Source organism: Collinsella sp. BG-O-102 (assembly GCF_023656745.1).
In the GTDB taxonomy this organism is placed as follows: Bacteria; Actinomycetota; Coriobacteriia; order Coriobacteriales; family Coriobacteriaceae; genus Collinsella.
Window position 1 is genome coordinate 44,602 of the sequence record NZ_JAMOKO010000016.1, and the last position, 9,760, is coordinate 54,361.

Consider the following 9,760-nt stretch of genomic DNA (forward strand, 5'->3'; position numbering starts at 1 on the left):
TGGCGACGCCGAAACAACATCGGGCGGTACTCGACGGTATCAAAACGCAAGCTCAGAAGCCAGTTCCCGTTATTCCCATAGGCATAAGCGCATCTGTTCGCGATTGCCTATCGATGCTTTGCCTCGAGCACGGCAGACACCGCATCGAGGAACTCACGCACATGGTCTGCGGGGTGCGGCGAATGAAGCAGCCCGTAAGACACGAGACAGTCCCAATCGGTAGGGACGGTTTTGAGCATGGGGTGGACGTTGGCCCACAACGGCAGCGTCGCAAGCGCGAGGTCCTCGTTCGCGCCGCGATTGAACACCTCCGCCCGATATTGCGGGAAGTCTACGAGCGCGATTTGAGGATGATGCAAGAGTATCTCGTCGCGCACGCGGTCGATTTCGGCGTTCCAGCCCCGGCGTATAAGCATAAGACTGTGATTGTGGAGGTCGTCGAATGTGACGATGTCGCGTTTGGCGAGTTCATTGTCGACGGGAACGGCGCACCAGAGCGGCTCGCGCGAAAGCTCGAGGCCCAGGCACCCGCGCTCTTTAAGAAAGGCATCGTCGAAAATCCCCGCCACGATATCCATGTCTTGCCCGAGGTTCGCCAAACCGCGCGCCGCCGAGGGTGTGTTTTCAAACGTGACCACCTGAAGGCTCATGCCAGGGCAACGTTCCTTCACCTTCGGCCACAGCTTCGTGAGCGGCGTGCTGGGCGTCATGAGCGACACTCCCACGCGGATGATGCGCTTTTCTCCACGCTCGGCGACGCGGGCGCGTGCGATTGATTCTTGAGAGTACTGCACGATATGGCGGGCGTCGGCGAGCAGCGACCTGCCTGCTCGCGTAAGCGAAAGCCCCTGATGCGATCGGTGGAACAGCGTAAGGCCTAGCCGCGACTCCAGCAGGTTCATCTGCTTGATGACGGCCGTGGGCGTGATGAAGGACTCTTGTGCCGCCTTGGAGAAGCTGCCCGCCTCCGCCACACGGATGAAAGTGTCAAGCTGTGGGTTGTACATCGATCCTCCTGTCACGCATTATGTGCCGTATATACCCCATGGTTATATCTATCATTCCAACGTGAACTTCTCGCACGTCAGTAAACGCCGTAGCCTTGTATTAGAAAAGTCACCATTAAGGAGGAGACCATGGAGTATCTGAAGCTCAACAACGACGTAGAGATGCCCATCGAGGGTTTGGGCACCTTCCTCATGACCCCGACCGAGGCCGAGCCAGCCGCAACCGCCGCGCTTGCGGCTGGCTACGAACACATCGACACCGCCAACGCCTACATGAATGAGCGCGCCGTGGGCCGTGCCATCGCCAAGAGCGGCATCGCGCGCGACAAGATCTTCGTCTCCACCAAGCTCTGGCCGAGCGTCTACGACGCGGTCATGCCGGCGGTGGACGCCACGCTCCAGCGCCTGGGGCTCGACTACGTCGACATGCTCATCCTGCACCAACCGGTAGGCGACTACCTGGCCGCGTGGCGCACGATGGAAGAGGCGTACCGCGCAGGCAAGGTGCGCGCCCTCGGCCTCTCCAACTTCCCGCAAGACAAGATCGCCGAGGTCATCGAGGTCGCCGACATCAAGCCGCAGCTCGTGACCGTTGAGTGCCACCCCTACCACGCCCAGCGCGACCTGCGCGCCTACCTTGCGCCGTACGGAACGGTGATCGAGGCGTGGTACCCGCTCGGCCACGGCGACAAAGGTCTTCTGGAGGAGCCCGTCTTCGTCGCTCTCGCCGAGAAGTACGGCAAGACCCCGGCCCAAGTGATCCTGCGCTGGCACGTACAGATGGGCACCTCCATCATCCCCGGCTCCAAAAACCCCGCCCACATCGCCGACAACGCGAACATCTTCGACTTCTCCCTCACCGAAGACGAGATGGCCGAGATTGCCAAGCTCGACGGGACCATGACCTACTACACCGCCACTGAGGAAGCACTCGCGGGCTACCTGGCCATACGCCCCGATTTCAACGCGCAGGAGTAGCACTCAGACGACAACGGACCAACCAAGCCGCCGCCGAGGACCAGTCGACTGTCGAGGATGAGCCCGCCGCAGTGCCCGCTGCAGACGGCAACGTCCTCGTGGCCTACTACTCGGCACAGAGCCACACCGCTGTCGTAGCTCAGGCCATTGCCGACGAGCTCGGCGCCGATCTTTTTGAGGTGACGCCTAGAACCTGCGGGTTATAACCCCGTGCGCACCCCAGCGTTATAGAACCCTCACCAACGGAAACTTCCGCCGGCGCGGCGCCCCTCGTATGGTGGATACGTCAAGTTGCGAGGAAGGAAGGTACCATGGACTACATCACCTTGAACAACGGCGTCAGGATGCCGCAGCTCGGCTTCGGCGTGTACCAGATCCCAGACGTCGCGGAATGCCAGCGCGCCGTGGAGGACGCGCTCTCGGTCGGCTACCGGCTGCTCGACACGGCCGCGAGCTACGGCAACGAGGAGGCGGTCGGGACCGCCATTCGTGCGAGCGGCCTGCCGCGCGACGAGGTGTTCGTGACGACCAAGCTGTGGATGTCGGATGCGAGCTACGAGGGGGCCAAGCGCGGCTTCGACGCGTCGCTCAAGCGGCTGGGGCTCGACTACGTCGACCTCTACCTCATCCATCAGCCGTTCGGCGACGTCTTCGGCGCGTGGCGCGCCATGGAGGAGCTCTACGAGCAGGGCGTTATCCGCGCCATAGGCACAGCTAACTTCTACCCCGATCACCTCGCAAACCTCATCTCGTTCAACCGCATCGCCCCCGCCGTGAACCAAGTCGAGTGCAACGTGTTCTTCCAGCAGCGCGACGCACAGGAGTATATGGCCGGCAAGGAGGTAGCCATGGAGGGCTGGGCACCCTTTGCGGAGGGCAGAAACGACCTCTTCCGCAACGAGGTCCTCGCTCGCATCGGCGAAGCGCACGGCAAGACGGTCGCCCAGGTCGTGTTGCGCTGGCTGCTGCAGCGCGGTGTGGTCTGCATCCCTAAGAGCACGCACCGCGATCGCATGGAGCAGAACTTCGACGTCTTCGACTTCGCGCTGGGCGACGACGAGATGGTCGCCATCGCCGCGCTCGACACCGGGCGCAGCGCGTTCTTCGACCACCACGACCCCGCCACCATCGAATGGCTGTCCGAGCTCGTGCGCAACGTGTAGACGAGCGGTCAGACCGCACTGATAACTTACTAGGAGGAATTGCCATGAACTCATTCACGTACGACTACCCGGTCAGGAACTACTTCGGCGAGGGGGCCATGGACCAGGCACTCGACGCCGAGATGGGTGCCATGGGCAAGACAGTGATGCTCGCCTACGGCGGAGGTTCGGTCAAGCGAACCGGCGTCTACGGCCACGTGGCCGAAAAGCTCACGAGCGCGGGCAAGCGCGTGGTGGACTTCGGCGGCATCATGCCCAATCCGACCTACGAGAAGTGCCAGGAAGGCGCCGCGCTCGCACGCGAGGAGCAGGTCGACTTCATTCTCGCCGTCGGCGGCGGGTCGGCCTTCGACTGTTGCAAGGTGGTCTCCGCGCAGGCGATGCTTGACGAAGACATCGAGACGTTCGAGCACGTCGACGGCAAGATGCCGAACTCGTTCATCCCCATGGGCTGCATCGTGACACTCTCCGGCACGGGCGCCGAGCAGAACAACGGGGCCGTCATCACCAACGAGGAGACACACGTGAAGGGCGCCTATCTGGGGGCGATGCCCATGTGGGCGGCACTCGACCCGGCGCTCACGCTCACCGTACCGCACGCGCAGTTCATGAGCTGCGCGTTCGACACGCTCTCACACTGCATGGAGAGCTATTTCGGAAGCCCGCGCGGACGCAACGTCACCGACGACATTAACCTCGCCATCCAGCGTAACGTCATCCGCAACATGCGGATCATCGCGGACGACAATCAGAACCTCGAGGCGCTCAGCGAGCTCGTATACGACTCCGCCATGGCCGAGAACGGCGTGCTCAAGATCGGCAAGTCAACGGACTTCCAGGCGCACATGATCCAGCACCAGTACGGCGCGTACACCCACACCAACCACGGAATGGGCCTCGCGGTCATCCACCCTGCGCTCTACCGCCACCTGGCCCCCGAGGCGCCCGCGCAGTTCGCCCGTTGGGCGAGCGAGGTGTGGGGCGTCGACGCCAAGGGCAAAGACGACCTTACGGTGGCGCTCGAGGGCGTCGACCGCCTGCAGACGTTCATCGGCGAGATGGGGCTTCCCACGAGCTTCGCCGAGATGGGCTCCGACGCGTCCGACGAGACGCTGCACAAGGTTGCGGACACCTGCGTGCTCACCGGCGGCTGCGCCAAGAAACTGGAGCGCAGCGAGGTGTTCCAGATTCTGACCGAGTGCCTCTAGATCGGCAGTGGATCCCGATCAGCCCGCGCCGAAGGAAACAGAAAGGCTCCTCGTTTTTCACGAGGAGCCTTCTGAGTTTTTGCCCGATTGTGAAAACATGTGGCACAACAGACTCTCGCGGCACAGAGAGAAGCGATGAAACGGGAGTCGGCTCAAGCAAGAAGCCAGCGTCGCGCGGATGAGGCGGAGGCGCGCTTCGAGCAGCGAAAGCTGAAGCGCAAGCAGAAGCATCGTGGGCATTGATTGCCATTTGCAGCAAGGCAAACCATATACAGCAGCGGCGCCAGTTCCACTTGAAGCCGACGCCGCGTAGACGTTGATGGTAACGGCTATGCGCGGGCACGGGCGCGCCACCGCACTTCACAGCTTGTTTCTCAAGTATTTGGGACGCACACGCGGCGTTCAAAAATGCGGAGCGACTCCGCATGGCTCGAGACTGAGCCGAGGTGCCCTACTTCTCGCCCTCCAGCAGCCCCACGATGCGGTCGATGGCGACGGCAAAGCGAGGCCTTCCCTCGCGCTCGTAGCGGTCGAGGTATGCCTGGCACTCGGAGACAATGCGCTTGGTGTTGCCGTCGATGATGCGCTGGAGTGTCTCGTAGTAGGCCGAGCCCTCGGTCCTGAAGCGGCGCTGGTAGGCCTTGGTTATGGGGAACATCTTGATGTAGTGGATGCCGTGGCGGCAGCCGGGGCGCGTCGTGGGGCGGGGTGGCAACGCAAAGTGCTGGTCTTTGGGCACGTTAGGGGCGATGTTGGAACGCAGCGGCACGGCGAAGTCCCTGCACTTTCCGTGGAAACGCAGCCTCACCACCACGATGCAGGGGCGATTGTGCTTAAGCATGAGCTCGCGGTCGCCCTCGACGAGGTCGAAGAAGTCCTGGGGATGGATACGATCTTCATCGGCTACGCCCCCTTCATACGAAGCGGGGCCCGCATCGCTGCGGGCCCCTACAGGTGGGCGATATTCTACGCCTTGCGGCACCCCGTCGCCCACGGAGGTTAAACGTACACGTAAGCCGTACTCTGAAAGCCGCGGCTTCCAGCAAGTAGTTTATACCACGAAAGGTCGCTTTCAATGCGCATAGCTCGCAAAATAACACTCGCCGGGCCGTCACCCCTGGCCGTTACCCTCCAATCTTCATTGGAGTCAGCAGGTCAATTTATATAGTTATGGGGGTTTATCCTAAAGGGAATCAAATTTACACCCCCATAACTAAGGAATTTTCTATTCCCACTCAATGACTAGAGCCCTGGTGTAATTGGCTGGATCACCGTTCCGGGAACCGGTATCGACCTACCTGTCCGTCAAGCTCCTTCTTCAGCTCCAGCCTTGTATCTGACTCGCGCCGCTATAAGCGAAAACCGAAGAGATGCGTCTTAGCCAGGAAAATGAGGTTAGCCTTATCTTACTGCATGATTCGTGTGTTATGGTTAGATGGCTCTAACTTTTTGGGGGCGATAGCCATGCACGAACGCAAGGACTTCTGGGACAAGAATGCCGGTCGGTACGACCGTTTCATGCGAAAGGACCGGGCGGCGTATGAGAAGATGTATGAGCTGATCAGGCCGGTGGTGAAAGCAAAAACCGTGCTGGAAGTCGCCACCGGCACGGGGCTTATCGCAAAGAGCATCGTGAATGTGGCGGCGCACATCGAGGCTACGGACGCTTCTGCAAAGATGATCCTTGAAGCAAAACGGGACAATCAATCCGCAAAGCTGCACTTTTCCGTACAAGATATGTTCCGCCTGCCCTATGCACAGAAGTCCTTCGAAGTGGTGATCGCGTCCAACGCGCTTCACATAGTGCCGCATCCGGAAAAGGCCCTGCAAGAAATCAGGCGGGTGCTGAAGGACGACGGCGTGCTCATCGCGCCAACCTTCACCCACGCGGACAACTCGGTTTCCGGTAAGGCAAAAGCCTTTTTCATGAGTATGGCGGGATTCCCCCTCCACAGCAGGTGGACGAGCGAGGAATACCTACGTTTCCTGCGCCAAAATGGCTGGGCGGTGCAGAAAAGCGCGGTGCTGAAGGCCTCGTTCCCGTTGACCTATGCGGAATGCACGAAATCGGAGGGGCCGGATGTCATTCTTTGAAAACACCCGCAAGCCCGTGGGCCTCGGCGGAAAACTTATGGTTGCCATGATGAATCTGGGCCACAGCCCTGTGGCGCGGTGGGGACTTCGATTTCTGCGACTTGCGCCAAATGCCATGGTGCTGGATTGCGGCTGCGGCGGCGGGGCGAACATAAAACGGCTGCTGAAAAAATGCCCGCATGGCGTCGTCAAGGGCATCGACTATTCGCCCGTCAGCGTGAAGAAGGCTAGAAAGCTCAACCGAATTGCAATTCAGGAGGGGCGCTGCGCCGTTCTGCAAGGCAGTGTGGCGGATATGGCATTTGAGGATAGCTGTTTCGATGCCGCCACGGCCTTTGAGACCGTCTATTTTTGGCCTGATTTACCCCGATGCTTCCGTGAGGTCTGGCGAACGCTGAAGCCAGGCGGGACAATTCTTATCTGCAACGAGAGCAATGGCGATACGGACAAAGACGAGAGGGGGACACAGATCATCGGCGGCATGACCATCTACAAGGACATTGAATTAAAGGCGTGTCTGGAGCAGGCGGGTTTTCACGAGGTGCAGATACGCAAAAAGAAAAGGTGGCTCTGCGTCACGGCGCGGAAGTAAGGGTATCAAGCACGGGCATTTTTGCATCCATCCTGCACATGGCGATAGGCATGACGGTCATAGCGGCTGTGCTGGCGGCAGTTATGACAGGATTTATTCACTGAGGAAGGAACCTATGAAATGTAAAATTGAGAAAAACACCGTGCAGGAGACGCTGATCCTCCCGCTGTATTCCCGAAAGCTGTGTACGGAGCTGTATCCGAACCTTTACAGGGATGAAACAGCGGTTCGTCTGCTCGACCAGATCGACTACGACTTTTCAGAGGCAGAGAAAAACTCCCGCAGCCTGATGCAGCGCTTTGGTGCGCTGGAGGTGGCCATGCGGCAGAGTGATCTTGCTTTCGAGGTGCGGGATTACCTGAAAGGCCACCCCAATGCGGCGGTGGTCAATCTGGGCTGCGGGTTGGACAACACCGGCAGAGCCTGCGACAACGGTAGATGCAAGATCTACAATCTGGACTTCCCGGATGTGATTGCCTTGCGGCAGCAGCTACTGCCCGCCGGGGATCGGGAACAAAATATCCCCTGCGACCTGAAAGACACCGCATGGTTTGGCAAAATCGATGCCTCCGGCGGTGCGGTGTTCTTTGCCTCCGGGGTGTTCTATTACTTTCTGACCCAGGAGGTCCGGGAACTGGTGCGGGGAATGGCGGACGCTTTCCCCGGCGGTGTGCTGGTCTTTGATGCTGCCAATCGGACGGCAGTAAAGATGATTGCAAAAACATGGCTTAAGACTGCAAGAATCAAGGATGTGGGGGCATATTTTGCGGTTTCGGATGCCGCCAAGGAAATCGGCACGTGGGACAGCCGTCTGCAGGTCACAAGTCGCGGCTATATGCTGGGCTACAACGATTTGAGGGACCCTTCTGTCAGCGGCTTTTTCCGGTTTCTCGCAAGGGTCGGTGACAACGGGATGAAAATGCAAATCGTGAAAATAAGATTTTGAGAGACAAAAATGAAGCACGCTCACTTTGACGTTGAAGAAGACGGCTTTTACGGCGCATATTGAGCGCGCAAGAACACACATACAGCAGCGGGCACGGATTCGATTGAAACCGTGCCCGCTATCTGATACTATATTATTTTATCGAACGTCTGTTCTATTCCCACTCGATGGCGTCGGTTCTGCCGTCCCGTCACTCCAGTTACACCCAGTTTTCGGCATCGACACGGAACGCGTGCCGCCGAATGACGCGATGTCGCGTTTCGTCGGCTTCGGGGACAAAAGCTGGGACAACCTCAAAAACTTTTTTCAAACTCAGGGCTTTGAGTTTTTGTTTTTGTCCCAAAGTGCGCGGCGGGTCGCCTTTGGAGGCTCGATGGCGCCGAAAACGCCCGTTTTGAAACTCAACCGCCCTTTTGCCCGCAAGCCGCCAGCTGCAATCGCAAGTGAATTAACGCGGGTGGCTTGCGCGCCATTTGCAAAACCCCAGGTCGCAGGTCTTCGCCATTCGTGAACAAAGTGAGTAGTCTCAGGTGGCTTGCTTATGAGTTGGCGAACGGGCCTTCAGGATTCAGGGCAAACATGCTGGTAGAATAGGATTCTCAAATCAATGACAGGAGACCGAGCATGGCCGAACCCCACGATAGGAAGCCGATCCTCACGATCGAGCAGCAGATAGAGCACCTCAAGCAGAAGGGCGTAGCCTTCGAACTGTGTTCCGAGGAAGAGGCCGCGGACTACCTGCGCGACAAGTGCAACTTCTTCAAGCTCGCATCCTACCGCAAACTCTTCTCGAAATACGAGGGAGGCCCGCGCGACGGCCGCTACGTAGACCTCGACTTCGGCCAGCTGCGCCTGCTCGCGGCGCTCGACCAGGAGCTGCGCCACGCCCTGCTCGGCATGACGCTCGACATCGAGCATTTCCAGAAGGTGACACTGCTTCGCGAGATGGAGGACCGTGGAGAGGACGGCTACGCCATCGTGGCCGACTACATGGCATCGCTTACCACTGCAAACAGGGAGTACCGCCTGCGCGAGCTCAAGATGAGCGGCCGCAGCCCCTACAGCTCGAGCCTCTACGCGAAGTACTCCGGCGACATGCCTGCCTGGGCCTTCCTTGAGCTCACCTCGTTCGGCACCCTCATCGACTTCGTGCGCTTCTGCGCCAGGCGATGGGGCGACAGGCGCCTCGAGGCCTCCCACTACGACCTCAAGCGCGTGAAGTCCGTCCGCAACTGCGCCGCGCACGGCTCGTGCCTGATCAACTGCTTCGCCGAGAGGGGCGCCGCCCGGGGCTCGGCGTCCAGCGGCGTCTCCCGAAGGGTCGCCGCCGTGGGGATTCCCAAGGCGACCAGGAGGAAGTGGATGGGGAATACGGCCATGCAGGAGGTCGCGACCGTGCTCGTGGCGCACTCCGGCTTGGTACCCGAGGGCTCCTCACGCTCGCGCGCCGCATCCGAGCTCGCCGAGATGTTCGCCAGGGCCGACGGCGAAACCGAGGCGCTGCCCGACAAGGGGCCCGACGCCGCAGCTCGCTCCGCGCTCGAGTTCCTTCGCAGGTTGACAGAATCGCTCGGGTTGGTAGAATAGCCTGCAGATAGCAAAACCTTCACGGTTTTAGGGGCGGACTTGCGCAAGCGACTCTGCCCTATTTTTAATATGAGAAAGCCATTGTCAATAGGCATGTTCGTTCGAGCCCGGTTTGAAACCGGGCTTTTTCGTTTCCCGTCGGGAGAGCCCGCGCACGCTGCATGGCTTAGTCGACGCTTGCCTGG

12 protein-coding genes are annotated in these 9,760 nt (G+C 59.8%); 10 read left to right on the forward strand and 2 right to left on the reverse strand.

Annotated elements, in window-relative coordinates:
* Positions 1 to 107: 107 nt before the first annotated feature.
* Positions 108 to 1,007 (reverse strand): LysR family transcriptional regulator, encoded by a 900-nt coding sequence (locus NBH09_RS08345; RefSeq protein WP_161115261.1) that lies wholly within the window; start codon positions 1,005 to 1,007, stop codon positions 108 to 110.
* A gap of 129 nt (positions 1,008 to 1,136) precedes the next feature.
* Here NBH09_RS08345 and NBH09_RS08350 point away from each other — a divergent pair, with 129 nt between their 5' ends.
* The 5 genes from NBH09_RS08350 (at position 1,137) to NBH09_RS08365 (ending at position 4,599) form a co-directional block, all read left to right on the forward strand.
* A complete protein-coding gene (locus NBH09_RS08350; protein WP_250787680.1) occupies positions 1,137 to 1,985 on the forward strand; it encodes an aldo/keto reductase in 849 nt (282 codons plus the stop codon).
* A 71-nt stretch (positions 1,986 to 2,056) separates the two neighbouring features.
* Entirely contained in the window at positions 2,057 to 2,191 is a 135-nt protein-coding gene (locus NBH09_RS10040) for a flavodoxin (protein WP_284703138.1), read from the forward strand.
* 105 nt (positions 2,192 to 2,296) lie between these two features.
* A complete protein-coding gene (locus NBH09_RS08355; protein WP_250787681.1) occupies positions 2,297 to 3,148 on the forward strand; it encodes an aldo/keto reductase in 852 nt (283 codons plus the stop codon).
* Between the two features lie 44 nt (positions 3,149 to 3,192).
* Positions 3,193 to 4,356: an iron-containing alcohol dehydrogenase gene (locus tag NBH09_RS08360; protein WP_250787682.1), complete on the forward strand. Its 1,164-nt coding sequence runs from the start codon at positions 3,193 to 3,195 to the stop codon at positions 4,354 to 4,356.
* 99 nt (positions 4,357 to 4,455) lie between these two features.
* The gene (locus tag NBH09_RS08365; RefSeq protein WP_350446091.1) at positions 4,456 to 4,599 is read left to right on the forward strand and encodes a DUF2992 family protein; all 144 of its coding nucleotides are present in this window, start codon (positions 4,456 to 4,458) and stop codon (positions 4,597 to 4,599) included.
* A 208-nt stretch (positions 4,600 to 4,807) separates the two neighbouring features.
* Here the strand turns inward: NBH09_RS08365 and NBH09_RS08370 are convergent, their stop codons facing one another.
* A complete protein-coding gene (locus NBH09_RS08370) occupies positions 4,808 to 5,338 on the reverse strand; it encodes a hypothetical protein (protein ID WP_250787684.1) in 531 nt (176 codons plus the stop codon).
* 482 nt (positions 5,339 to 5,820) lie between these two features.
* Between NBH09_RS08370 and NBH09_RS08375 the strand changes: the two genes are divergently transcribed.
* From NBH09_RS08375 to NBH09_RS08395, 5 genes are all read left to right on the forward strand, one after another.
* Complete coding sequence (locus tag NBH09_RS08375) at positions 5,821 to 6,450, forward strand: class I SAM-dependent methyltransferase (protein WP_250787685.1); 630 nt, start codon at positions 5,821 to 5,823, stop codon at positions 6,448 to 6,450.
* On the forward strand, positions 6,437 to 7,042 hold the full coding sequence (locus NBH09_RS08380) for a class I SAM-dependent methyltransferase (RefSeq protein WP_250787686.1): 606 nt from the start codon (positions 6,437 to 6,439) through the stop codon (positions 7,040 to 7,042). The genes NBH09_RS08375 and NBH09_RS08380 overlap by 14 nt, the downstream gene beginning before the upstream one ends.
* A 115-nt stretch (positions 7,043 to 7,157) precedes the next feature.
* Positions 7,158 to 7,988 (forward strand): class I SAM-dependent methyltransferase, encoded by an 831-nt coding sequence (locus NBH09_RS08385; RefSeq protein ID WP_250787687.1) that lies wholly within the window; start codon positions 7,158 to 7,160, stop codon positions 7,986 to 7,988.
* A gap of 25 nt (positions 7,989 to 8,013) precedes the next feature.
* Positions 8,014 to 8,499, forward strand: coding sequence for a hypothetical protein (locus NBH09_RS08390; RefSeq protein ID WP_250787688.1), 486 nt, complete (start codon positions 8,014 to 8,016; stop codon positions 8,497 to 8,499).
* 113 nt (positions 8,500 to 8,612) lie between these two features.
* Positions 8,613 to 9,575 (forward strand): Abi family protein, encoded by a 963-nt coding sequence (locus NBH09_RS08395; protein ID WP_075844146.1) that lies wholly within the window; start codon positions 8,613 to 8,615, stop codon positions 9,573 to 9,575.
* Positions 9,576 to 9,760 lie beyond the last annotated feature (185 nt).

Coding starts and splice junctions, on each gene's coding strand:
- NBH09_RS08355 (WP_250787681.1), top strand. CDS start 2,297: ATGGACTACATCACCTTGAACAACGGCGTCAGGATGCCGCAGCTCGGC.
- NBH09_RS08350 (WP_250787680.1), top strand. CDS start 1,137: ATGGAGTATCTGAAGCTCAACAACGACGTAGAGATGCCCATCGAGGGT.
- NBH09_RS08360 (WP_250787682.1), top strand. CDS start 3,193: ATGAACTCATTCACGTACGACTACCCGGTCAGGAACTACTTCGGCGAG.
- NBH09_RS08385 (WP_250787687.1), top strand. CDS start 7,158: ATGAAATGTAAAATTGAGAAAAACACCGTGCAGGAGACGCTGATCCTC.
- NBH09_RS08345 (WP_161115261.1), bottom strand. CDS start 1,007: ATGTACAACCCACAGCTTGACACTTTCATCCGTGTGGCGGAGGCGGGC.
- NBH09_RS08380 (WP_250787686.1), top strand. CDS start 6,437: ATGTCATTCTTTGAAAACACCCGCAAGCCCGTGGGCCTCGGCGGAAAA.
- NBH09_RS08375 (WP_250787685.1), top strand. CDS start 5,821: ATGCACGAACGCAAGGACTTCTGGGACAAGAATGCCGGTCGGTACGAC.
- NBH09_RS08395 (WP_075844146.1), top strand. CDS start 8,613: ATGGCCGAACCCCACGATAGGAAGCCGATCCTCACGATCGAGCAGCAG.